General features: G+C 35.7%; 21 protein-coding genes. 6 read left to right on the top strand and 15 right to left on the bottom strand.

Annotated features, from left to right (window positions below; all coding sequences use genetic code 11):
- Positions 1-728: 728 nt before the first annotated feature.
- Positions 729-2,942: a M60 family metallopeptidase gene (locus A5821_RS17555; RefSeq protein ID WP_086312236.1), complete on the top strand. Its 2,214-nt coding sequence runs from the start codon at positions 729-731 to the stop codon at positions 2,940-2,942.
- Between the two features lie 82 nt (positions 2,943-3,024).
- Here the strand turns inward: A5821_RS17555 and A5821_RS17550 are convergent, their stop codons facing one another.
- Entirely contained in the window at positions 3,025-4,230 is a 1,206-nt protein-coding gene (locus tag A5821_RS17550) for an aminoacyltransferase (protein ID WP_086312235.1), read from the bottom strand.
- A 176-nt stretch (positions 4,231-4,406) separates the two neighbouring features.
- The gene (locus tag A5821_RS17545) at positions 4,407-4,913 is read right to left on the bottom strand and encodes a QueT transporter family protein (RefSeq protein ID WP_086312234.1); all 507 of its coding nucleotides are present in this window, start codon (positions 4,911-4,913) and stop codon (positions 4,407-4,409) included.
- Positions 4,914-5,146: 233 nt separating this feature from the next.
- Between A5821_RS17545 and A5821_RS17540 the strand changes: the two genes are divergently transcribed.
- The gene (locus tag A5821_RS17540; RefSeq protein ID WP_086312233.1) at positions 5,147-6,106 is read left to right on the top strand and encodes a diacylglycerol/lipid kinase family protein; all 960 of its coding nucleotides are present in this window, start codon (positions 5,147-5,149) and stop codon (positions 6,104-6,106) included.
- 48 nt (positions 6,107-6,154) lie between these two features.
- Here the strand turns inward: A5821_RS17540 and A5821_RS17535 are convergent, their stop codons facing one another.
- From A5821_RS17535 to A5821_RS17525, 3 genes are all read right to left on the bottom strand, one after another.
- Positions 6,155-7,270: a PLP-dependent transferase gene (locus tag A5821_RS17535; RefSeq protein WP_086312232.1), complete on the bottom strand. Its 1,116-nt coding sequence runs from the start codon at positions 7,268-7,270 to the stop codon at positions 6,155-6,157.
- A gap of 163 nt (positions 7,271-7,433) precedes the next feature.
- Positions 7,434-10,016: an ATP-dependent RecD-like DNA helicase gene (locus A5821_RS17530; RefSeq protein ID WP_086314274.1), complete on the bottom strand. Its 2,583-nt coding sequence runs from the start codon at positions 10,014-10,016 to the stop codon at positions 7,434-7,436.
- 31 nt (positions 10,017-10,047) lie between these two features.
- Entirely contained in the window at positions 10,048-10,677 is a 630-nt protein-coding gene (locus tag A5821_RS17525) for a histidine phosphatase family protein (protein WP_086312231.1), read from the bottom strand.
- Between the two features lie 237 nt (positions 10,678-10,914).
- On the opposite strand from A5821_RS17525, the gene A5821_RS17520 reads away from it, so the two are divergent.
- Positions 10,915-11,295 carry a VOC family protein gene (locus tag A5821_RS17520; protein WP_086312230.1) on the top strand — a complete coding sequence of 127 codons (381 nt, stop codon included), beginning with the start codon at positions 10,915-10,917 and terminating at the stop codon, positions 11,293-11,295.
- A 68-nt stretch (positions 11,296-11,363) separates the two neighbouring features.
- Here A5821_RS17520 and trmL read toward each other — a convergent pair whose 3' ends face one another.
- Positions 11,364-11,870: a tRNA (uridine(34)/cytosine(34)/5-carboxymethylaminomethyluridine(34)-2'-O)-methyltransferase TrmL gene (gene trmL, locus A5821_RS17515; RefSeq protein WP_086312229.1), complete on the bottom strand. Its 507-nt coding sequence runs from the start codon at positions 11,868-11,870 to the stop codon at positions 11,364-11,366.
- 242 nt (positions 11,871-12,112) lie between these two features.
- A complete protein-coding gene (locus tag A5821_RS17510; protein WP_086312228.1) occupies positions 12,113-12,958 on the bottom strand; it encodes a methyltransferase domain-containing protein in 846 nt (281 codons plus the stop codon).
- Positions 12,959-13,096: 138 nt separating this feature from the next.
- Between A5821_RS17510 and A5821_RS17505 the strand changes: the two genes are divergently transcribed.
- Entirely contained in the window at positions 13,097-13,729 is a 633-nt protein-coding gene (locus A5821_RS17505) for a copper homeostasis protein CutC (protein ID WP_086312227.1), read from the top strand.
- 110 nt (positions 13,730-13,839) lie between these two features.
- On the opposite strand, the gene mgtE is transcribed toward A5821_RS17505, so the two are convergent.
- Genes mgtE through A5821_RS17485 form a run of 4 tightly spaced genes read right to left on the bottom strand, consistent with a single transcriptional unit; the run spans position 13,840 to position 17,610 of the window.
- Positions 13,840-15,201 (bottom strand): magnesium transporter, encoded by a 1,362-nt coding sequence (mgtE, locus tag A5821_RS17500; protein WP_086312226.1) that lies wholly within the window; start codon positions 15,199-15,201, stop codon positions 13,840-13,842.
- A 19-nt stretch (positions 15,202-15,220) separates the two neighbouring features.
- Positions 15,221-16,114, bottom strand: a complete 894-nt coding sequence (locus A5821_RS17495) for an RluA family pseudouridine synthase (protein ID WP_086312225.1) — start codon at positions 16,112-16,114, stop codon at positions 15,221-15,223.
- A 7-nt stretch (positions 16,115-16,121) separates the two neighbouring features.
- Positions 16,122-16,919, bottom strand: a complete 798-nt coding sequence (locus A5821_RS17490) for an NAD kinase (protein ID WP_086312224.1) — start codon at positions 16,917-16,919, stop codon at positions 16,122-16,124.
- Positions 16,920-16,929: 10 nt separating this feature from the next.
- Positions 16,930-17,610: a GTP pyrophosphokinase gene (locus tag A5821_RS17485; RefSeq protein ID WP_086312223.1), complete on the bottom strand. Its 681-nt coding sequence runs from the start codon at positions 17,608-17,610 to the stop codon at positions 16,930-16,932.
- Positions 17,611-17,805: 195 nt separating this feature from the next.
- Between A5821_RS17485 and A5821_RS17480 the strand changes: the two genes are divergently transcribed.
- Positions 17,806-18,390, top strand: a complete 585-nt coding sequence (locus A5821_RS17480; protein ID WP_086312222.1) for a CYTH domain-containing protein — start codon at positions 17,806-17,808, stop codon at positions 18,388-18,390.
- A 117-nt stretch (positions 18,391-18,507) separates the two neighbouring features.
- Positions 18,508-19,158, top strand: a complete 651-nt coding sequence (locus A5821_RS17475; protein WP_086312221.1) for a DsbA family protein — start codon at positions 18,508-18,510, stop codon at positions 19,156-19,158.
- A 122-nt stretch (positions 19,159-19,280) separates the two neighbouring features.
- Here the strand turns inward: A5821_RS17475 and pepF are convergent, their stop codons facing one another.
- From pepF to spxA, 4 genes are all read right to left on the bottom strand, one after another.
- On the bottom strand, positions 19,281-21,098 hold the full coding sequence (gene pepF, locus A5821_RS17470; RefSeq protein WP_086312220.1) for an oligoendopeptidase F: 1,818 nt from the start codon (positions 21,096-21,098) through the stop codon (positions 19,281-19,283).
- A gap of 35 nt (positions 21,099-21,133) precedes the next feature.
- A complete protein-coding gene (locus A5821_RS17465) occupies positions 21,134-22,324 on the bottom strand; it encodes a competence protein CoiA (RefSeq protein WP_086312219.1) in 1,191 nt (396 codons plus the stop codon).
- A 93-nt stretch (positions 22,325-22,417) separates the two neighbouring features.
- A complete protein-coding gene (locus tag A5821_RS17460; protein WP_086312218.1) occupies positions 22,418-23,068 on the bottom strand; it encodes an adaptor protein MecA in 651 nt (216 codons plus the stop codon).
- A gap of 258 nt (positions 23,069-23,326) precedes the next feature.
- On the bottom strand, positions 23,327-23,725 hold the full coding sequence (spxA, locus tag A5821_RS17455; RefSeq protein ID WP_010760718.1) for a transcriptional regulator SpxA: 399 nt from the start codon (positions 23,723-23,725) through the stop codon (positions 23,327-23,329).
- Positions 23,726-24,054 lie beyond the last annotated feature (329 nt).

The raw sequence follows: 24,054 nt of genomic DNA, 5'->3' as shown, positions 1-24,054 counted from the left end.
TTGCTAATTTTGCCATTGGTCCTGCTAGATGTTCTTCAATAAACTCAGTAAATTTTTTCAATCTTCTCATCTCCTATTTTACATTCAACTCATTTGTAAAAGCCCTTACAAAAAATCACTCAATTCAATACTTTAATAACAACATAATGGCACAAACCTATTTATTTTTTTACTCAAACCATCTAACCAAACAATCGACACGAATCTACACAAACTTGCTTGCACTAAATCTTCTCCTCCTACTTTTTCTTTTTCCGCCGCCTTATTTGATTGATAAACAAAACCATCGATAATTGGATATGTCTCTCATCGACAAACTCATCATACATTTAAAGAACTTTTTTTTCAACATTTTTATATAAAAAACGAAATAAAATTTCAATATTTTCAATTCAAAACAAATAAAGAATGTTTTTTTATACATAAAATAAAAAATAGAATAATCCCACCTATATTACCTGAAATTTAATTCCTAAAACAGACCTAGCGAAGTTATTTGACAACTCGTAATCAAAAAAAGGTTTTTTACGACTATTTTTGACTAGAAAATTTCTAACCCAAAAACAAAAAGGCTTATAGCTATATTTTTTACTTATATTAACTATTTCAAAGCACAAAAATGATTTTGAACTGTTCAGAAAGTACGTTTTTCCGACCACTTTTGGCTAAAAAATGAGAAAAAACTAATCTATACTAACTTTATATTAAAAGAAAGAAGGTTCACAAAAATGAAAAAGAACAAGCTCTACGTTTCAATGGGGACATCGCTGCTAGCATTGGCAGCTGCTGGTATTTTACACACAACAACAGTTGATGCTGTATCTGAAAGTAATGTAACAAATGGTAATATCGAACAAAAAAATGGCGAGCAGCGTGCTGGTATCCAATCTGAACTTTTACAATCAGAAGATACTGCCGTTTATCGCAAGAATCAATTAGATAATACTTTTGGCCCAAGCAACAATCAATCAAGTGGCGTTTACAAAAGAAGCACAGATAGTATCACCATCTATGTTGACGAAAAGACAGATCAAACAGCTATGCCGACTTACACGATTTCTCCAATTATTTTAAACAGTTATCAAGAAGGAAATCCGCAAAAAATTGCTTTGAAAAAAGGGAAAAATACAATCAACAACTCGACTGAAGGGATCATTCATCTACAAAATATTACAAATGCAACAACCCAACAAAAATTGGTGGTAACTGTTGACGGTGGAGTAAAACTTCCTCGTTTCATTCTAGGAAAAACGACTGAAGCTGATTGGCAAAATCAAGTCCGTCAGAATCCTAATGCCCCCGGATATGAATTAATAGGAAAACATACCTTAGTGACTGGCTCTAAAGCCACTTTAAGCCAAGTAAAAAGTCCTCAACGAATCGTTGAAACGTATGATAAAGTAGTAAAAATTCATGATCAATCATCTGGCTTGGATAACAGCTCATCTTTACATAGACGGAGCCGAGGACTAATTCAACATATGCGTGAAACCCAAGAATCAGGTTATTATATGTATGCTTGGTTCAGCCATACTGCTTATTCTAAAGACTCTGGTATGGAAAAGCTTTTGACTGCTAGCACCGACACACTTTGGGGTCCTATGCATGAACTTGGACACACCTACCAAATGAACCGTATGACTTGGAAAAACCAAACAGAAGTAACGGTCAATATTTACAGTATGAGAAGTGAAAAACAATTTGGCGGTAGAAGTCGTTTAGAACGTGAAAATGTATACGATAAAATCTTTGCTTATTTCAAGCAACCAACTAAAAACTACGATGAAAACAAAGATCTTTTTGTGAAATTAGGAATGTTCTGGCAGCTAGAACTAGCTTTTGGCGATAATTTTTATCCTCAACTGCATAAATTGTACAGAGAAGAAGCGAAAAGCTTAGGTAGCGATTCTGCAAAACAACAATATTTTATTACATCAACTTCAAAAATCGCTAACAAAAACTTAGTTCCCTATTTTGAAATGTGGGGGTTACCAATCACTTCTGAAACCAAACAAGCAGTCCAAAAATATCCAAAATTAACGCATAAAATTTGGGAATACCGTGATGAGATGAAAAATCCAATCAGCCCAATCGATCCAACCCAACCAGAAAAACCAGCTGCACCGACAAATCTTTCTGTTCTAGATCTGAAACATAATCTAGTAAAATTCAATTGGGTTTCAAAACAAGGAAACACACAAATTAAAGAATACATTGTTTATCGAGATGGTGAAGAGATTGCTAGAACGGCTGCAACTGACTTTACAGACAAAATGGTACAACCGATCACCACTTATAACTATACAATTGCCTCAGTCAATACAGCAGGTATAGTTTCTGAAAAGAGTGCAAACTTGCAAGTAAAAACACCAACAGCCCCTATCGTTGAAGCTCCTGCTCCGACAAAACCAGTGAATATTATTTCTAGTAACATCTCAGAAAATTCACTTGACTTAACTTGGACTGCTTCAAATAGCTCAATTGGTGTTGTCGGCTATAATATTTATCGCAATGGCGTAAAAATCAGTACCGTAAAAGTCCCTTCATTTAAAGATACTGGTTTACAAGCTAATACTGCTTATACCTATCAAATCTCAGCTTTTGATAGTAAAAACAAAGAGTCGCTCAAAAGCGATAGTATCACAATAAAAACAAAAGAAACAGAAACACAACTTTCTACTTGGGAAAGCACTAAAGTGTACACTGCTGGAAATAAAGTATTCTACAATGGGACGGAATATGAAGCTAAATGGTGGACACAAGGGAATCGTCCTGATCAATCAGATGCGTGGAAATCTCTTTCTAATAAGACGATGGAATGGGAATCTAAAAAAGCATATACTGGTGGCAACATCGTAACATTCCAAGGAAATACATTTAAAGCTAAATGGTGGACACAAGGGAACCAGCCTGGAACTTCACCCGTTTGGGAAAAAATTTAATAGTAAAAAAACCAAGCGACTCATTAAAATGAGCTGCTTGGTTTTTTATCCTTATACTGGGATTTAGTGATTTTCGTAAAGCTTATTTCTTTTGTTTTTTTAATTTATATGCAAATTCGCTTGCTTTAAACAGTAAACCATTGACTGGTAAATCAAATTCACCAATAAATTCATTCACGGTTGGATTGAAGTTAGATTTAAATTTGATCAAGCCATCACTTAAACTGCCTTCTAATCCCCCCATATTACATGACGTACAGCCACGTTCAAAACATTCGTTGATGGCATCAAACCAAGTCACATAAGCAGGCATATAACGTTTATAGCGATCATCAAGTCCAGCATATAGAATTTCACTTGTTGAACCAAAAGTAATCGCTAAAGCTCCTGCTACAACTGCAACATCACCAGAATGCGTGATATTTTCTTCAAGCTCCTTCATTTCTCGTGTAAGGGAAAAATCAAGCTCCTCTAAATTATGACGTTTTTTCACTTGATTTTCTTTTAAGTTGGCTAAATCTTCTTTGTTTTTATCAAAGCGTTGCTTGGTCTCTTCAAAACGTTCTTTCAAGTTCACTTGCGCCAACATGATAAAAGAATTCTCAGGATAAATCGTTAATAATTTTTTAAAATAATCACTATTTCGAAGTGAGATATTTTGACGTTCAGTCGTCAATTCGATGACTTTCGCAAAATCATCCACTAATTCAGTATGCCCCATTTTAACAGTGACACCTTTTTTGTGCGCTTGTTTCATCATTTTCTTAGTGCTTTTTGATAGCTGTTCTTCACTAAAATCTTCTTTATAAATATTGGCTTGAAAACGTGGTTGGATCGTGGCATCCATCGCCATTGTCAAGCCTTGATGTTTAGCTCCACTTTTAACAATGTTATCGATGATCGTTTGAGCCTGAGCATTGATTATTTGTTCTTCACCTATATGGAAATTTTTATAATGAACTGTTGGGTCCATTTTTACAAACAATGCTCTTTTTTTCTTGCCAAACTGCTTTAGCTCTTTTAAAAAAAAGGTAACCAGTTCTGAATTTGTATAATCCATAATCGGACCACGTGGCGTGTAGAGCATCGAAAATTTCATTGGTAATGGTCTGATCAATACCAAGCTGGAAGCAACTAAGATTCCATTTTCGTAAACACCAACGATTTCTGATCCCCAGTTATCCTTTACTTTTGCCCATGCAGACGATTGTAATAAGTTGCATAAAGGGTGGCTTTCAACAAATTTATCGTGTTCTTTGGCATCAACGCCAATTTTAAATTCAAACATTCTAAAAAAACTCCTCTACATTTTCGCTTCTGTATTACCTTATCATAATTTATTCTACAGGAACAGTAAAGTTTTTCATGAAATTGGTTAGAAAATTTTAAGAGGCTACATCAAAACTATTATGAGTCTTGATCTAACCTCTTAAAATATAACTATTGATCACTTCTCTTTAATGATCAAAGTCGTTTTTCAAAGTGAACTGTTTTATTGATCCAATACATCACAGGTGCCGCAACAGCCATTGTCGCAAATTCACTGAGTGCCAATGTCGCGTAATTCCCCCAAAAGGCTGCTCCGCCAGCGGGTGCCAACATGTAGGCAATAATACACATTGTAGCAGTGAAAAACAATGTATTTAGCGCCAAACGAGCGATGACATTAGGTACTCTTTTTTGTAGTAGCGCTGTTAAACCTAATGAAATAAATGATTGTAGTCCGCCATATAATGCATCCATGGCTCCAAAGCCAAAGAAAAAATTATAGACAACGACTCCACCTAAAACGCCCCACATCAATTTACGATTGAATACAACTAAATGATTCAAACTTTCAGAAATTCTAAATTGGATTGGGCCTGACGAAACCGGTGCTACTAAAATAGTTAAGCCAAGATATAACGCCATCACAATACCATTCATAGTAATTGCTTTTACCTTACTGTTTGATGTAACAGTATTTTGCATAGTTTCCCCTTCTTTCTCCGAGTTTTTTTACAAGGGATGGTTGATGAACCTTGTTGAGGAACAATTTTCCTCAAAAAATGATACGTAGGCATTATATCTCATAATTGGTCGTTTCACAATGATTAGTCACAATATCTTTCAGGATTCTTTTCTTATTTATATTTTTCAAGCATCCATTATTCTTAATTATTCCCATGTCTGGTATAATAGGACTTTGTACAAGGAGGAAACAAATGAAGAAACATTTTTATCTCGTCATCAATGAAAATGCTGGTAGCGGTACTGGGCGTAAAGCCGCTGAAAAGATCATCAAACAATTGCAAACAGCCAATATTGATTACACGACTTTTTATACAGAGCATGCTGGACATGAAATTGCCATTGTTCAACAGCTAGCACAAGAAACGCTGATTCCTTGGAACACTGAGCTGGAAATTGACTCTTTTCCACTTTTAGTCGTTCTTGGCGGAGATGGTACTCTACATAGCGTAGTCAATGCTTTAGAAAACTTTGATCCTAACATCCCGCTTGGGTATATCCCATGTGGTTCAGGTAATGATTTTGCCCGTGGGGTTGGAATCGCTAAACAAGCTGAAAAAGCTTTTTTTCAATTGCTTAAAGCCGAGACACCACAAGAAATACAAATAATCACGTATGCCGAATCGATTCAAGATGAAGTAGGTTTTGCTGTCAACAATATTGGCATCGGTCTAGATGCGGCTATCGTCAACGCAGCAAATGCATCTACATCAAAAAGTGCACTAAATAAGTTCAACATGGGCTCTTTATCTTATATATTTTCTATTTTAAAGGTATTATTCTCACAAAAAGGATTTCCTATTTTAGTTGAACTCAATGGAAAAAAACTTGAATTTGATCGTGCGTTTTTATGCACCGTAACAAAGCATCCTTATTTTGGCGGCGGGGTACCAATCGCCCCTGTTGCTGATCCACGCAAACCTGTTCTGGATTTTGTCTTAGTGGAGAGGATCAATATGTTTAAAATTTTCTGGCTGATTTTATTATTGATTCAAAAAAAACATATGCACTCAAAATACTTTCATCATTTTCAATCCAGTAAACTTCGGATTGTGTCAACGGTTCCTCAATATGTTCATGCTGATGGTGAAATTTTAGGGAAAAGAAGTACGGATATCTGTTTTGGGACCGTCACTCGATTATTTTGGTTTTGAGCGTATCAAAAAAAGAGGAAAAAACAATTTTTGTTTTTTCCTCTTTTTTTAGTTTAACGATTCAAATGCCTGTTTCAAATCTGCAATCAAATCCTCACTAGCCTCAATTCCTGTCGAAATTCTCAATAAATCTGGTGTTAATCCATAAGACTCTCTTAACGCCTTTGGAATATCCGCATGTGTTTGTGTCGTTGGGTAAGTAATCAAGCTTTCAACCCCACCCAGACTTTCTGCAAAAGTAAAAATCGATAAATTTCGTAAAAAGTCTTTGATCATTTTTTGATTCTTTATTTTAAAACTCAGCATTCCACCACGACCTGGATACATCACTTCTTTAACGTACGTGCTGGTTTTTAAATACGCTACAACGGCCCGCGCATTTTCTTCATGTCTTGCCATCCGTAATGCTAGAGTTTTCATTCCTCTAATCAATAACCAGCTATCAAAAGGAGATAAAACAGCTCCTGTAGTGTTCAAACTATACGCCAATTGCTCGCCAACTTCTTGTGAGCGTGCAATCACAGCTCCTGCCAGCAAATCATTATGACCGCCTAAATATTTGGTTGCACTATGAATCACAACATCCGCACCTAACTCTAATGGTTTTTGAAGTAGTGGTGTGTAGAAAGTATTATCAACGACCAACTGCGCATGATGTTTTTTAGCAAAAACAGCGACCTTTTCAATCGAAACTTCACTCATTAAAGGATTTGTTGGTGTTTCAATAAACACTGCTGTTGTTTTCTCCGTGATTTCTTTTTCAAATCCTGCTTCATCATCGACATAAATAAACTGATACAATCCTTGTTTCTCTAAGTCTTTAAAATAGCGATAGCTACCTCCATATAAATCTCTAGATGCAACAATTTGACTCCCCACAGGAAATTGACTAAATACTAATTGCACAGCACTCATTCCTGAACTCGTTGCCAAACCAACTGCACCATTTTCCAAAACTGCTAATGCTGATTCTACGACTTCTCTCGTTGGATTTTTAGTTCTCGTATAATCATAGCCCGTCGACTCGCCTAGTGTCGGATGTTCATACGTCGTTGAAAAATAGATAGGCGTATTGATCGATCCTGTAACTGGGTTTTGATGATTTCCGATTTGTGCCAAAAATGTGTCTGTTTGAACCTCTCCCGATTGTGATTTCTTTTCCATGACCTTCCCTCTTTTCCAGAAAAATAAACGACCTTCATTTGTCGTCAGCACGTTTCCGTGTTGCCTCTCATTATATACGTCGAACAAAGCTTAAAGCAAGAAATAGTTCGATAAAAGAAAAAAACGAAACAAGCAGTAGATCGCTGTTCCGTTTTTTCTTCTTTTACTTCATAAAGTCGTATGGTGTAGTCTGATTCATTCCAATCATGGGATCGATTGTTTGTCTTTGTACCAAATCAGGTGTCAATAATCGATCTATTTCCGCCTCAACTTGTTCATCAATTTCTTGAACAGACTCACTAAACAATGATATTTCTTGTACTTTAGGTTTAATGAGTAGTGGTTCAGTTACTTCTTCTACAGTAGAAGTCTGTTCCTCTTTGACTGTTTCATAGACGATCGGTCTTTTTTCCTCTGTCTCATTGAAAGGTGATTCTTTATTCAATCCCTCTTCATACGCTTCAAGTTGCATCCTTGTTGTTAAAGTCATGTCATCTGCACTTGTGATTCGTTCTTTTAACATCGTTAATCGACTAGCTGATTCATGAGCAACACAAGTATTGAACGCCTGAACTTCTCCCAATAGTATCAGTATCTCTTTACTTCTAGTCACAGCTGTGTATAGCAAGTTTCGTTGCAGCATCCGATGATATTGATGAACCATCGGCAATATCACCATCTTAAACTCACTACCTTGCGCTTTATGGATCGAGCAACAATAAGAGAGTGTGATTTTATTCCATTCATTTCGCTTGTAGCTGACTTCATTGTTATCAAACTGAATCACTAATTCATCGACTTTGTCTTCCGACTCTTTAGCCAAGATAATTCCGACTATTTCCCCCATGTCTCCATTGAAGACATTGAGTTCTGGCGTATTCACTAAATGCAACACTTTATCACCGATTCGATAAACAGATTCATTCCATTTGACTTCTTTTTTCGTACCATCATTGGGATTAAATATTTCCTGCATCATCTTGTTTAATGCATCGATCCCAGCAGCACCTCGATACATCGGTGCCAAAAGTTGAATATCTTGAGGCGAAAAACCTTTAGCTTTCGCCTTCGTCACGATTTGCCGGACATATGTCTCGATATGATACACATCACTTGGGAAAAAGGAACGGTCTTTTTGATTCACAGTGAAATCTTGAGGAAGTTTTCCTTGTTTGATTTCATGAGCTAAGGGAATGATACTTGAGCCATCGCCTTGTCGATAGATTTCTGTTAGTTCTTTTTTGGGGATCTCATTGATTTGCAAAAGATCATGTAATACTTGACCAGGTCCAACTGATGGAAGCTGATCCTTATCACCAACGAAAATCACTTGCATATTTGTTGGAATTGCCTTAAATAACGTATTTGCTAACCAGGTATCTACCATTGACATTTCATCAACGATCAACAGTCCACCTTCTAGCTCTTTCGCTGTCATACTTGGATTTTTTTCACGTCCAGTCAACCCTAATAAGCGATGGATGGTACTCGCTGGTAACCCGGTTGTTTCATTCATACGCTTCGCCGCACGTCCAGTCGGAGCCGCTAATAATATAGGAAACATCTCTTGCGTATAATCTTTCACGTCCAAAGAAAGTCCATTCAACTCCGCAAACAACGACACGATCCCATTGATTACAGTAGTTTTCCCTGTCCCTGGACCACCTGTTAAAATAAATAGAGGTGCTTTTATCGCTTCTTCAATTGCAGCTTGTTGGGAATCTCCATAAAGAATTCCTAAACGCTTTTCAATGCCACGTATATTTTTTTCTATGTCTTTTTTATCGTACTTAATCTCTTTTTTTCTAGAAAGTAAACGTTGGATGGAGGTGCCAATTCCCCATTCTGAAAAATACAAACTATTTTCAAAAAGCTTTGTACCTTCTTGTTGGATTTTCCCCTCTTCTACCAAATGAATGATTTGCTCAGCTACTTGATCCAGTGAAATCTCAACTGGGCGACTAGATTCCAATGTACTGATCGTCTCTCTAAGTAACATCTCCGCTTCAACATACGTATTACCAGAACGTACTGAATGTTGGAAGATTTCATGGGTGATCGCTGCTCGTACTCTCTTATCTGAATCTGCACCAATTCCTAGCTGCTCAGCAATATTATCTGCTCGCTTGAAACCAATTCCTTCAATATCTTCTACTAGCTGGTAAGGATTCTCGTGAATAATATCTAATGTTTCTTCTTTATAAGTTTGATAAATCGCAAATGACAGTTGACTACCGAACCCATAACGGTTTAATCCAACGATCACTTGTTCCATCCCATGATTTAAGCGGATCGTTTCAATGATAGTTTGACGTTTTTTTTCATTTAGCTGGGGAACTTCTTCTAAAACATCAGGAGTCGCTATAATTCGATCAATGGCATCTTCTCCCAAGATTTCTACGATTTTTTCAGCTGTTCGTTTACCGATCCCCGGAAACTTCTCACTAGAAAGATAATTTACCACACCATTGGCAGATGTTGGGCGCTCTTGTTGGTAACTATCTACTTGAAATTGTTTACCATAACGAGGATGATCCACGAAATGTCCAAAAAAGCGATAAATTTCTTCTTCTTGAATTTGACCGAAACTACCAGTCGTTACGATTTCTTTTTCTAAATAATCTGTATTTGTATCTGTGATTTTCACCAACAAAACCTTGTAAAAATTGCTAGGGTTTTGAAAAAAGATCGCCTGAACTTGTCCAACCACATATTCTTTTTCCTCTTCGCCAAACAATGTATCCATCGCTTTCACCTCGCTTTATCCCCACTATTATCTATGATAAGAAAGAATCATCATTCCATAATTTCAATGTATACCCTTGTTCATTTTCTGTTTCTGTTGTTTCCAAGATCGATAAACTATTGTTCTTAAGTCCACCCATACTGCGCAGATCAGCTAATCCTTTCCCCGAAAGAGACTGAATCGCCGCAGTCAAGGATGCACCATGACCAACAAATAAATAAGGTCCGTCCCCTTTATCAACCGCCTGTTTCACAACAGAAGAAATACGTGAAATTGCTTGTTCGATCGGTTCGCCTTGAAACACTTCCGGATTGTATCGATCTAAACGGTAGCGCATATGATCCATCTCTTCACTGTAAATTTTTCTCATTTCGTGGATAGACTGACCTTCTAATTTTCCCAGCCCTAGTTCTTTTAGGTCATCAGTAAAAATGATTTCTACTGGTTGTTCTAGCTCTTCATTGATACCTTCTGCTGTTTTTCTAGCACGTGGTGAGGTACTTGAAAATATTTTTTTAAAAGGGACATCTTTGACTGTTTGGCCCAATAACTTTATTTCTTCATAACTCGTTGGAAGCAATGGTGAATCTCCACTCATCCCTTGAAACCTAAGTTCCTGATTCCATTCTGTTTTTCCATGGCGAGTAAAATATAATTTCATGTTCTTGCTCCCTTGATCCTTATTAATTGAATTTCTACAACTTGATTTTCACTTATTTATCTTATCTAGTGTATCATTTTCGCTGGCAAAATTCCATTGAACTCTGAGTTTTATAAAAATTCAAACAACCTGATTGTGTTTCAAAAAAATAATGGGTTATAATGAAAAAGATAAAAATACATATGAATGCGCAGGAAGAAACTAGTCCGTTTCGCTTTTAATTTAGGAGGTTTAATTTTGTTTTTCAATCAGATCCATCATATTGCTATCAACTGTTCCGATTATCATAAAACAAAAGAATTCTATGTGGAAAAACTTGGGTTTACTATTATCAGAGAAAACCATAGACAAGATAAAAATGATGTCAAACTTGATTTGTCATTAGGAAACTACGAATTAGAAATTTTTATTTCTCCCGATGCACCAAAACGCCCATCTTATCCTGAAGCGCTAGGTCTCCGTCATTTAGCGTTTAAAGTTGAAAATATCGAAGAAGTCATCACTTTTTTACAAGCTAAAGATATTGACTGTGAACCCATTCGAAAAGATACGTTCACAGGGGAAAAAATGACTTTTTTCTTTGACCCAGATGGCTTGCCCTTGGAATTGCACGAGTAATAGGGCTGCCTTGGCCCATTTCAATAAAAAAAACTGTTACCTAAAATTAGGTAGCAGTTTTTTTAGTTTCAGTCTAATTTGTCATGCTCATAATGATGCTGCAATTCCAATGCTGGAAAATTTTGTTGCCGTAACGCTTCATAAACTACCAATGCAACAGTATTAGACAGGTTCAATGAACGGACATGCTCATCATTCATTGGAATCCGTAGACATTTTTCTTCGTTGTTGCGCATAAACTCTTCTGGTAACCCTGTTGTTTCCTTACCAAACATAAAATAATGGTCTTCATTATCCGTATAATCTATTTCACTATATGTTTGATTGGCGAATTTGGTGATTAAATGTAGAGGCTTTTCACCTAAATAAGTCAAAAAAGCAGCCAAATCCTTATGATACATGATATTAACATCATTCCAATAATCTAATCCTGCTCGTTTCAAGTGTTTGTCATCCGTTTGGAAACCTAACGGCTCTATGAGATGTAAGGGAGAGTTTGTAGCGGCACAAGTCCGAGCAATATTCCCTGTATTCGCTGGAATTTGAGGTTCAAATAATACAATATGATTTGTCATGATTGCAATTTCCTTTCATTTAAATGACACATAATTTATTTTTTATTCACAAAAATCGACATAAAAAAAACGTATCGCCTCGGTGTCAATCACTGCGAGTCGCTACGTTAGTGAAGCTCTTTTCACTAACTTTTATCAGAACAGGAACCTGATAAAAACCAATGAAAAAACAACTTGTATGTAATATAACACCATTACAGTAGCTTTGCAATACCTTTTAGTAAATCAACTGAATGTAAGCGCTATTTTACTTTTCCTTTTAACACACGAACGTCAATTGTGATTTTTGATAATGGATTTCTTTGAATTTCTTCTTTTATTTGCTCAGAAACACCCCATTCTAATGGAGACATCTCCAATAGATCCAGTCGATTTTGCTCAGGTATGGAAAAAGTAAATGTTACTCGGTCATCATTCAAAACGTCCATTTCCTCTGAAAACTTTGCTAATACTTTTTCATTTGAGTAGGTTTGTTTGATTTCATCATCTGGATAAAACGCAACTCTCAACTCTTTTAAATAGTTTACTTCTGGAATTACCTTTATCACAGTCCCCTCTTTTTTCAATACACGTTGAAATTCTTGGTAATGAGACGGAGAAAAAATATTCAAAATTGTATCCATTGACTGATCAGCGAATGGTAAATTCGTCAAATCAGCTACGCACCAAAAAGCATCGATTGGCTGATTACTAGCTAAATAAATGCCCTCTTTTGAAATATCAAATCCAACTTTTGAACCAGTCAGACCTAAATTGGAAAGCTCGGATAAAAAACTACCTTCACCACAGCCAACATCCAATGTATTTCCCGACAAATTCATCCTATCCGCAATTTTTTCTAATAGTGGCTGGTACATGCCGCTTTTAATCATTCTACCTCTATGAGCTAACATCTTTTTATTGTATTCCGTTTGAATGCTATGAGAAAGAAAGTAGATAGTTCCCTTTTTCGATAAATCAAATTGATGGTTCTCTGCACAAATCAAGCTATAACCATTTAACTTAAATGGCTTTTTACATACTGGACAATGAAATTGTTTTTGATGTGTTTCTAAAAATTTACGCGCTGAATCAATTTTTTTCAACATAACGTTACTTCCTATTCACTATAAATTCTGAATCGAACAGTAAAACTGTCGCTATTTATCTTACAACGAGAAGAAGACTTTGGCAACAGCTAGAATTGTGGTACAATGCCTGTGAAGAAAAAACAAGGAGTGAAACGAATGATCAAAGAATTTTGCGCTGAAAATTTCACAGATATTCCAACTGCCATAAGAAATGGTGCTGGGCGTATCGAATTATGCGATAACTTAGCTGTTGGCGGTACGACCCCTAGTACAGGCGTTATTGAAGAAGTTATTTCCTATGCTGGTGAAAAATCGATTCCTGTTATGACGATCATCAGACCTCGAGGTGGCGATTTTATCTATAATGATATTGAACTCAAAATCATGCATACAGACTTGATCGAAGCTAAAAAAATTGGAACTGACGGTGTTGTTCTAGGTTGCCTCACAAGAGACGGCTGGTTAGATGAAGAGGCATTAGAGTTATTGATTGAGACCGCTGAAGGACTACAGATAACTTTCCATATGGCATTTGATGTATTGAATAAAGAAAATCAATTTAAAGCGATCGATTGGCTAGCAGAACATGATGTTCATCGGATTTTAACACATGGTGGGCCTTCTGGAACGGCAATCGAGGATAATTTTGATCATCTAAAAAAATTGATCGAGTATGCTGATAATCGAATTATTATTTTACCTGGCGGCGGTATTTCTGATAAAAATGTTGAAGCAGTAATTGATGCTTTACAGGTCAGCGAAGTTCATGGGACAAAAATCCTAGGATAATTACAATTTAAGGAAATAATCAAACTTGAAGTGATTTGGTCTGATTATTTCCTTTTTTTGACTCAAATAAAAGAGGTACCCGATCTTGCGATTGGAGTACCTCTTTGTCGTTATACAAAATACTGCATAAACAAACTAGCAATATTAAAATAAATCAACACACTGGTTAAATCACTTAAGGTAGTGATAAAAGGTCCACTAGCAACTGCAGGATCGAAACCTAGTTTATCCATCAACATTGGTATCAAACTTCCAGCCAAGTTTGCTACTGTAATTGCACAAAGCATCGCCATGCCAATCACAAATCCAAGAGGGAAATTATGTTGCCAAATCCCAACAACAATAAAAATTGCTACTCCTGTTACCGCACCTGTTACAAGACCCGTCAATACTTCACTAATGATCAAACGTCCAAAATTATTATCTTTTTCATCTGCCACAGCTAGTCTTCTGACCGCGACCGCCAATGATTGCGTACCCGCATTTCCAGCCGTCCCTGTGATCAATGAAATAAATACAGCTAAAATACTTGCTTCACTAACTAACTCTTCATAATGGCTGATTAAGGTAGCTGTAGACATTCCTAAAAATAATAATGTAATCAACCAAGGCAAACGTTTTGATGCTGCTTTGATGGGATTTTCACTGACTTCTTCAACATTGACCCCAGCCAAACCAGAGTAATCACTGGCCGCTTCATCATCGATAACGTCGATGATATCATCAACTGTGACAATTCCCAACAGATGATCATCATAATCCGTAACTGGTAAGGCAAGGAAATCGTAATCTCGAATCGTTTGAGCAACATCTTCTTGATCATCACCCACATGAACCGAAATGACCCGTTCACTTAGTACATCTGCAATCATTGTATCATCATCATTTACGATCAAATCGCGCAAAGAAATAACCCCTACTAAATGGTTTTCTTGATCTACCACATAGACGTAATAAATTGTTTCAGCTACATCTGCCTGATTTTTCAGTACATACATTGCAGAACGAACAGTTTGATTCGCAACAATGGAGACAAATTCTGTCGTCATGATCGAGCCTGCTGTATCATCTTCATAATGCAGCAATTCTTTGATTTCCCCAGCATCTTCGGTACTCATTAAGCTTAAGTATTTCGCTTTTTGACTTTTATCCAACATATTCAACAAGTCGACCGCGTTATCTGTATACATCTCTGACAACATTTCAGCTGCATAGCTCGGACGCATCTCTGCAATATAATCTTTCATATTTTCATTGTCTTCTTCAATCACATCGAACATATCCGCTAATTCTTTAGGAGACAAATAACTATATATTTGCTTTCTATCTACTTCATCTATTGATTGGTAAAATTGGCCTTGCTCATAAATATGAAGTGTTAAAAATAACTCACGAAATTCAGCCATCTGCTGTTCTTTTAGTTTTTCTAACAACAAAGAGAAATGTTCTTCCATTTCTTGTCCTTCATTCACCTTAACCTCCCCTTTCAATTTATAGTTGATCTACAATTTTTTTCATATCTTCTGCTAAAGGAGAAGTTAACTCTAACCGTTTTTTTGTAAACGGATGAACAAAACGCAACTGACAGCAATGTAGAGCTTGCCGATTTATGCCACTATTCATTTTACCACCATACATGTCATCGCCCAACAAAGGACACCCAATCGCTTCAAAATGAACTCTAATTTGATGGGTTCTTCCTGTATGTAGTTGAATATTTACTAGTGCTTCATCATTGTTGCGTTTTGTCAGCCAATACTCTGTTTCTGCATGTTGTCCCGTTTCTAAAATTGTTCGTTTTAATATAGAAGAAAAATCTCTACCGATCGGCAATTGAATAAGGGCGTGCTCTTTTAATTCAGAAACACTTCCTCCAACCAAAGCCTGATAAATTTTGACGACCTCTTTTTTACGTAATTCCTGATCTAGCATAGCATGAGCAAAACCATGTTTAGCAAATAACATCAAACCGGTAGTATCTCTATCTAATCGAGTCACCACGTGAATCACCTGATTTTTATAGTGTTGCGCTTTAAAATAAGCCTTCACCCGATTAGCCATAGTGCCATTAGGGTGATATTGGGCTGGAATCGATGCAACACCCGCTGGTTTATCAACCACTAAATAATGCTCATCTTCAAACACGATATCAATCGGCACATCATCAACAAGTAATGTCTCGTGCTCTTTTTCATCAGGAATCGTGATTTTTACCTGATCACCAAAAGATAACTTGAATAATACATTTTCAACGGTTTGATTGACTTCGATTTTTCCACCTTGAAACTTGATTTTAGCCAGAAGACCTTTAGAGATCCCCTGCTCTTTTAAAAAATATTTTACTTGCTGCGGTTCTTTTTTTTCTACCGTCCAATTAAATTCCATTAACTTATTAATCCTCACTAATAAAGGCATCTTTAACGCGATGCCAAAAATGCATATGCCGATACGAGGCAAAATGAATACGCTCATCTGCAATCCGATAATAAATTGACTTGATATCATCTTGATAAATATCAAGTTGATCTACTGTAATTAAATAATCATTACTTTCCTGTAATTTGATTTCAACCCATTCTGTATGAGCAATCACGATCGGTGATCCCAATGTTCTAAAAACTCGATTATTCAATGAAGCAATTTCTGCAAGTTGAAATGCATTGATACTAGGGTGCAATACTGCTCCACCAATACTTTTATTGTAAGCCGTTGAGCCAGTTGGTGTTGAGACAGATAACCCATCTCCACGAAAACGTTCAAATAATTCATCTTTAATAAAAACATCTGCAACCATGGTACGGTTTGCACGCTTAATTGTCGATTCATTCAATGCTAAAAAATGCTTATCGGGTTTATTCCCATGAAAACTGATTTTTACATCAAGAAGTGGATAACTAATACTTTTTTCTTGATGAACTAACAGACTTTGAACTAACTCCTCCAATTCATAGTCTCGCCAATCCGTATAAAATCCTAGATGGCCTGTGTGAACACCTAAAAAACTAACTTCATCCAGTCGATGACTAAAACGATGAAACGCTGATAATAGTGTACCATCTCCCCCCACTGAAATTACGAGGTCTGGTTGGTGGTCATCGATCTCAATCTTATTTTTTTTCAAAAGCAGGAGTAAATGGCGGGTGACTTCATTCGATTTGTGTTCATGATTATGAACAATTGCTACTTTCATCTTACCCCTCCTATTTTTTGTCTAAGTTCTCTTTAGTATCGTTGTATTTTTGATAGTAATTATCTTTTGATTTTCCTCGTCCATGTGAGAACAGATGCTGCGCTTCTTGTATTTCTTCACGGATCGTGGACATCTCTTCATCTAATTGATACGCTGCTTCTGCTGCTCGTTGTAACCGTTCTTTCATCTCTTCTGGAAAAGCACCTTGATATTTATAGTTCAATGAATGTTCGATCGTTGCCCAAAAATTCATTGCTAAGGTACGTATTTGAATTTCCGCCAAAATCTTTTTTTCACCTGTAATCAACTGAACAGGGTATTCGATCACTAAGTGGTACGAACGATAACCACTCTCTTTTTTATTTGAAATATAATCTCGTTCTTGAATGATTTGCAAATCTTTTCGATTACGGATGATATCCACAACTTGCCGAATGTCTTCAACAAATTGACACATGATCCGAAGCCCTGCAATATCCTGCATTTCTTCTTCTAAACGATCGATAGGGATATTACGCAATGCGGCTTTTGTTAGAATACTATCTACAGGCTTTACTCGCCCCGTTACAAACTCAATAGGTGTATGTTTATTTTGTTCTCGAAACTGCTTGCGAATACCGCGCAGCTTAACTTTCATTTCTCCAACAGCCTGTTCATACGGTGCCAGAAAAAGCTCCCACTCTTTCTCCATCCTCATCCCTCTATTTCTTTGAATTTGATTCACAGCTTATTTTACCATAGAGCCGGTAAAAATAGGGCAATTTGAGAAATTGTATGCTTTTTTTCAACAATGGCGAATTTTTTAACTTCTAGTTCACTTTTCTTGACGTAAATGGGTAAAGTATGCAAAAATTGAATTAAATTAAAGAAAGTGGGTCAAAAACGAGTGAGCGAGAATTTAGAAATAGAATTTAAAACCTTATTGTCTATCGAAGAGTTTTCACGAACAGTTGACTACTTTCAACTAAAAGAAAAACAATTTTTTACACAAACCAATTATTATTTTGATTCAGCCGATTTTCAATTAAAAGAAAAACATATCGGTTTAAGAGTTCGTACACTATCAAATAATGCAGAAATCACTTTGAAAATTCCTGAAGAAGTCGGTTTGCTGGAAATCAACGATACTATTTCTATTGACGAAGCACAGCATATTGTTGCATCTGCTACACTTCCAAATTCTGGAAATGTGTACAACAGATTAACTACTTTAGGAATCAATAAAAATGATTTGCGTTTAATCGGCAGCTTAACAACTAAACGAGCAGAAATAAAACTTCCCCAAGGTTTACTCGCACTAGATGAAAGTTGGTACAATGAGCAGCATGATTTTGAGTTGGAATTAGAGGTAGACGATCCGTATAACGGAAAGGCAGATTTTCTTTCCTTATTGAATACTTTGAATATCAAAGAATCTCCGTCACCGAATAAGATTCAACGAATGATGATGAGCTCAAAAGAGAAAGATTAAGAAGTTATTATAGGAAAAACATATCATTTCATTTTTCCCAGATTTTCTGATAAATTAGGGACACTTAGTTGAGAAATGATGTCTAGTCGCAAAAGAGTCAAATTGGAGGAAGTATGAATGATTGAAATCTATCTGTTCGTTAATCCTTTGGGGGGCATTTGTCTCAACGTAGAAAAGGATATTTTGAAATTGGTTGAAACTGAAAATAAAAAAATTCAATTTCGTTTCATTCCGCTAGTTAATATGCGGACCGTAAATCACCTTATAAAGTTGTTCGATATTCCATCACATGATATTGAACGGCGCAATCAATTGTTTGAAGATGTTTATTCAGCAGCATTAGACTATAAAGCAGCACAACTACAAGGAAAGAAAAAAGGGCGCCATTTGCTTTTAGGCTTACAACAAGCTGTCGCAGTGGACAATCTTCCCTACTCTTTAGAGTTAGCTGAAAAACTAGTAGTGGAAGCTGGTGGGGATTTAGATATGTTTAAAGCTGATCGCCAGTCTGATTTTGTCAAAGAATCCTTTCAAACAGACCAACAAATTGCTCGCGAAATGGGTATTGTAAAACACCCTTCTGCAGTAGTTTACAATTACACATGTGATCGGGACTTTGGAGTACTCGTGGAAGATTGTGAATCCATGGATGAAATCAAAAAACTTTGTGAAACATCTGAAGATAATCTACAGTATTTTCATGAGCAATTTGAGTTAGATCATTTCAATGAGTCTCGCGTTCCACATGGGCACTTACATTTGCTGTAATTTCTAATCATAAAGAGAATGAAAAACAACTCTTTCAATTTATTTTGAAGGAGTTGTTTTTTGTCCTCATTTATAAGAGACAGGGACTAAAAATCAACTTTAGTCCCTGTCTCTTATATTTTTTATTGTTCTAAAGATGCAACAAGTGCTTCTAATTCTTCTAGTCTCATTTCAAAAACTTTCATAGCATCTTCTATATATTGAGGTTTTGTCATATCTACCCCAGCTTTTTTCATTACTTCTATTGGATAATCACTACTACCTGACTTCAAATAGGTCAAATAATTTTCCAAAGCAAGTGGTTCATTCGCTAATATTTTATTGGCTAATGCTGAAGCTGCCGAAAAACCTGTCGCATACTGATAAACATAATAATTGTAATAAAAATGAGGAATGCGTGACCATTCTAAGGAAATTTCAGGATCTTTCATCACTTCTGGACCATAGTACTTATGATTCAATTCGCCATAATAATCTCCTAAATATTCACTGGTTAATGGCGTTCCTTTCGCATCTTCAGTATGGATAAAATGTTCGAATTCAGCAAATTGTGTTTGTCGGAAAATAGTTCCTTTAAAACCATCCAAATAATGATTCAATACATATGCACGAATTCTAGGATCTGTTTCTGTTTCCAATAAATATTCTGTTAAAAGATTTTCATTTGTAGTCGAAGCAATTTCAGCCAAGAAAATCGAGTAATCACCGTAGACATATGGTTGGTTATTTCGAGTAAAGTAGCTATGCACACTATGCCCCATCTCATGGACCAATGTGTACAATTGGTCTAAACTATCGTGCCAGTTCATTAAGATATAAGGAGCTGTATCATATGCCCCAGATGAATAGGCGCCACTACGTTTCCCTTGGTTTTCGATAACATCGATCCAGCGGTCATCAAAAGCTGTTTTCACTATATTTAAATATTCTTCTCCCATTGGATTCAAAGCAGTAATAGCTTTTTCTTTTGCTTCTTCGTAAGAATATTTGATCGAAGCTTCACCTAAGATCGGTGTATACATATCATACATATGAAGTTCATCTAGTTTTAACAAACGTTTGCGTAAAGACACGTAACGGTGAAGTAAAGGCAGATTTTGATTTACCACATCAAGCAACGTATCATAAACGCTTTCAGGAATATGATTATTACTTAACGCTGCCTCTCTTGCAGATGAATAGTTTCGTACTTTTGCTTTATAATTATGTGCTTTAACATGCGAACTCAACGTTTGAGCAAAAGTATTTTTGAACTGATCATAAACAGTATATAACCCTTTAAATGCTTCTTCCCGAACATTTCTGTGGACATTTTCCATTAATTGACCATAAACACCATGAGTAAGTTGGATTTTTTCACCGTTTTCATCTTCAATTACTGGAAATTTCAAATCAGCATTATTCAAAATAGAAAAAGTATTGCTAGACGCTTCAAAAATCTCACCAGCTCCAGCTAATAATGCTTCTTGTTCAGCAGATAAGATATGCGGACGATCACTCAAGATATTTTCAATAAAATGACGATATACTTCTAATTTCGAATTTTCAGCGAAATACCCCCAGATCTTGTCATCGCTTAAGGACAATACCTCTGGTTCAAACCATGCCACGGCTTCACTTGCTTGAGCTAATAAAGCACTTGCTCTAGCATACAATGCTTGGTATGTTGTATTGGTTGTATCTTGATCATTTTTTAAATGTGCATAAACATAAATGACTTCGATTTTACGGTAAATACTCAATAACATTTCTATACTGCTTAAAAATGTATCGCTATTTTCTCCTAAGGTACCCTTGAATTGTTCAACTTTTTTTAATTCATCTGTTAAGGCTTGAAACGCCTCGTCAAATGCCTGATCATCTTTAAATATTTTCGTCAAATCCCATGTTTTTTCTATTGGTAAACTCGAACGTTCTGGTAATTGTTTTGCTTCACTCATAACATCGTCTCCTTTTTTAATTGTTCCTCATTGTTTTATCTTATCATATTTTTAAAAGGAGTAGCAGTGATTAGGCAATTATTTTCAATTCCCTTTAACCACTCCCTCACACTATCGATTTTTTGATCATTCACTCCGACAATAACTTTCCAACCTTCATCAATTTTAATTAAATGATTGCAAGCAATCAAATATGTGAGTAATTGATTCAAACAATACTGTTGAACTACTTTGTAAGGAATGTTTGGCAACTCATAAAACAGCGCCTTCGATTTTTCCAATTCTGCTTTTAATACATGAATCAATTCAACATGCTCAAAAACATTCTGATCAAAAAACTGTACCCATTTCCAAATTCGAGCTTTTAATAGTAAGTCTGATCCTCTACAACAAAAAATACGCAAACCAGGATAATAAAACCAATTCGGTAATTGAAGAATATGGAAACGATTGTTATATAATTCCATTTGGATAGTTCTTATTTGCCCATCCCGCCTAGATAATTTTTTGCTAAGATCTAAGTGGTACTCGCCTATAAGTTCTCCAATTTTAAATTTTCTTTGACTGTAAATTTTTGATTTATTTGGGAAATTTAGAATTTCTACTAAATAATCACTGTAAAATGACCAGCTTTTTGTTAAAGAGTACACTCTCTTTTTCCAATCTTCTTCGATGTGTAAATGGATGGTCAACTCTTCCATTTCCCAGTCAGCAGTCCATAAGTAAAAACCTATATCAGCAGAGTAATAACACAAATTTTTAGCTAATTCGCTTAAGCTTTGCCCTTTAGAAAATAGTTTTTTACCGCAGATCCAAACAGGAATATAGCCATGTTTTTGATAATTTCTGGTCCGTTCGACCAATCGCTGTGTGCTTAATGAACTACACTGAATCTCTAAAGCTAACTTTCCTATCAAAAGATCAGGGCGCTGATTCAACTCTGGTAGATATTTTTCTAGTTCATACTCAATAGATTCTTTCTCACACCACTTAGCAAATACTTCTTTCAAAGCTAAATGTTCTATCGTCTCACCTTCAGAATAAATACTGCACGTACTGTTATTGTAATGAGAAAAATGCGGCACCTTAACTTTGCCATTCTTAATTCTAACTGGATGATTACATGCCGGGCAATAGTACAGTTGATCTTTGAGTTCTTCGATTTCTTCTCTTGATAAGTGCAATAGTGTTACAATATCGTTGTCTTTTGAATAGGCATTCAACATATCACTCACCTCATAATTAAGGTACGCAAAAAAAAGAAACGTTCATCAAAAAAACTGAAACAAAGCATCATCGCTTTATTTCAGTTCTTTAATTTATTCAAAGTAATATCTTGTTAATTCCAATGCATTACGTTCCATGATGCATGTTCCGTATTCATTCAAAGTCTCTGGTGTAACTGTAGATAAATTAGTAAATTCCAACAACTGAGCTAATTCATTTTCTACATCAGCTTTTCCTAACTCATCTAATAAGAATATTACTTGGAGATAATACGTTCCTTTAAATGTATATAAATTCGCTATTACTGACTGTAAGAATACTTCATTTGCTAGCTGTACCATTGTGTCAAAATCATTAAGCTCAAACACTAAATTTTTCACCGTATTATCAGCAAATTCCTGTGTCTCATCAGCAAAATCTTCTTCAATTTGTTTACGAATTATATTACTGACTTCTTCTGAATTTAAATCATTAAAGCCTTCAAAATTAGATACTTCGTCAATCGATGCATTCTTACTAATAAATAGTTCTAAACCATCGCTTTTTGGCAGAACCTGAAAGGTAACAGCTTCACTGCCCTGAAATTCATCTTCCACATCAACTTCTTCTAAAATACTATAGAAAAAATTTTCTACTTCCTTGTGGTTGCCAAGTAAATCTAAAAAAGTGATCCCTCTGTCAGCCAGATCTTCATTACCAATCAACACACGTATGGTATTTTCATTGATATGTTCCATTTCCATGTCGCTACACCTCACTTTTGCTAATCAGGAAACTTATTCTTACGTACATTGTAGCGGAATCACGCCAAATGTAAAGGGAAAAGTAATAATATTCCTAAATAATCTGCTGTCTTAGTATAATCCTAAAATCTTGTTCTACCTACTTATATGTACTTTTTCTATAATTATTTATAAAAAAAGTGATAATCCACTTACTATGTAGAGATCAATATAAAAGAAAACCCTTGTCACAAGGACAAAGGTTCTCCTTTTTTCATTTTATAAACCTGCCATCAATTGCGCTTGACGTAATTCCAGTTGCCTAACTCCTCTTGGCAAGAAACGTCGAATTTCATCCTCATTAAAACCAACCTGTAATCTTTTTTCATCAATCATTATTGGTCGACGCAACAATCCAGGATTCTCTTTTACTAACTCTAGCAAGTCCTGCAACGGAAGTTCATCCAAATCCATATTAAGTTTTTGGAAAACCTTAGAACGAGTAGAGATAATCTCCTCTGTTCCATCTTCTGTCATTCGCAAAATTGCTTTCAATTCAGAAATATTCAATGGTTCTGAGAAGATATTTCTTTCTTTGAATGGAATCTCGTGTTCTTGCAACCATGCACGAGCCTTACGGCAGGACGTACAACTTGGGGAAGTATAAAGTGTCAACATGTGCATCACTCCTTTGTGTGACTTTCATCACTTTTTTGAAACAGGAAAATTTTCTGTTTTCCTATTTAATGTAAGTATACCCAATTTCTAATTAAAATACTAGCTCTTTTTTCAAAAAAAAACGTAGTTTTTCGTTATTTTACGTGTTTTTTTTAAATATTAAAATAAAGGACGTCTTTTTTGAATATAAAATTATAACGTTTTCAAAAACTTTAAAACTAATACAGCTTTAATAATCTGCTACAACTGTACTAGTCTAAAAATTCTGACATTTTATTTTTTCCATGTAATCCTGTTTTTTTTTTCTTTTAGCTGTATAATGATATCAG

The sequence above is a fragment of the Enterococcus sp. 7F3_DIV0205 genome (assembly GCF_002141365.2).
Taxonomy (GTDB): domain Bacteria; phylum Bacillota; class Bacilli; order Lactobacillales; family Enterococcaceae; genus Enterococcus_L; species Enterococcus_L palustris.
The sequence above is the reverse complement of the archived record's forward strand: the minus strand, read 5'-3'. Positions and strand labels throughout refer to the sequence as shown.

What these genes read in the sequence shown, in the direction of transcription:
- A5821_RS17555 (WP_086312236.1), top strand. Translation starts at nt 729, where the DNA reads ATGAAAAAGAACAAGCTCTACGTTTCAATGGGGACATCGCTGCTAGCA.
- A5821_RS17550 (WP_086312235.1), bottom strand. Translation starts at nt 4,230, where the DNA reads ATGTTTGAATTTAAAATTGGCGTTGATGCCAAAGAACACGATAAATTT.
- A5821_RS17545 (WP_086312234.1), bottom strand. Translation starts at nt 4,913, where the DNA reads ATGCAAAATACTGTTACATCAAACAGTAAGGTAAAAGCAATTACTATG.
- A5821_RS17540 (WP_086312233.1), top strand. Translation starts at nt 5,147, where the DNA reads ATGAAGAAACATTTTTATCTCGTCATCAATGAAAATGCTGGTAGCGGT.
- A5821_RS17535 (WP_086312232.1), bottom strand. Translation starts at nt 7,270, where the DNA reads ATGGAAAAGAAATCACAATCGGGAGAGGTTCAAACAGACACATTTTTG.
- A5821_RS17530 (WP_086314274.1), bottom strand. Translation starts at nt 10,016, where the DNA reads ATGGATACATTGTTTGGCGAAGAGGAAAAAGAATATGTGGTTGGACAA.
- A5821_RS17525 (WP_086312231.1), bottom strand. Translation starts at nt 10,677, where the DNA reads ATGAAATTATATTTTACTCGCCATGGAAAAACAGAATGGAATCAGGAA.
- trmL (WP_086312229.1), bottom strand. Translation starts at nt 11,870, where the DNA reads ATGACAAATCATATTGTATTATTTGAACCTCAAATTCCAGCGAATACA.
- A5821_RS17510 (WP_086312228.1), bottom strand. Translation starts at nt 12,958, where the DNA reads ATGTTGAAAAAAATTGATTCAGCGCGTAAATTTTTAGAAACACATCAA.
- A5821_RS17505 (WP_086312227.1), top strand. Translation starts at nt 13,097, where the DNA reads ATGATCAAAGAATTTTGCGCTGAAAATTTCACAGATATTCCAACTGCC.
- A5821_RS17495 (WP_086312225.1), bottom strand. Translation starts at nt 16,114, where the DNA reads ATGGAATTTAATTGGACGGTAGAAAAAAAAGAACCGCAGCAAGTAAAA.
- A5821_RS17490 (WP_086312224.1), bottom strand. Translation starts at nt 16,919, where the DNA reads ATGAAAGTAGCAATTGTTCATAATCATGAACACAAATCGAATGAAGTC.
- A5821_RS17485 (WP_086312223.1), bottom strand. Translation starts at nt 17,610, where the DNA reads ATGGAGAAAGAGTGGGAGCTTTTTCTGGCACCGTATGAACAGGCTGTT.
- A5821_RS17475 (WP_086312221.1), top strand. Translation starts at nt 18,508, where the DNA reads ATGATTGAAATCTATCTGTTCGTTAATCCTTTGGGGGGCATTTGTCTC.
- pepF (WP_086312220.1), bottom strand. Translation starts at nt 21,098, where the DNA reads ATGAGTGAAGCAAAACAATTACCAGAACGTTCGAGTTTACCAATAGAA.
- A5821_RS17465 (WP_086312219.1), bottom strand. Translation starts at nt 22,324, where the DNA reads ATGTTGAATGCCTATTCAAAAGACAACGATATTGTAACACTATTGCAC.
- A5821_RS17460 (WP_086312218.1), bottom strand. Translation starts at nt 23,068, where the DNA reads ATGGAAATGGAACATATCAATGAAAATACCATACGTGTGTTGATTGGT.
- spxA (WP_010760718.1), bottom strand. Translation starts at nt 23,725, where the DNA reads ATGTTGACACTTTATACTTCCCCAAGTTGTACGTCCTGCCGTAAGGCT.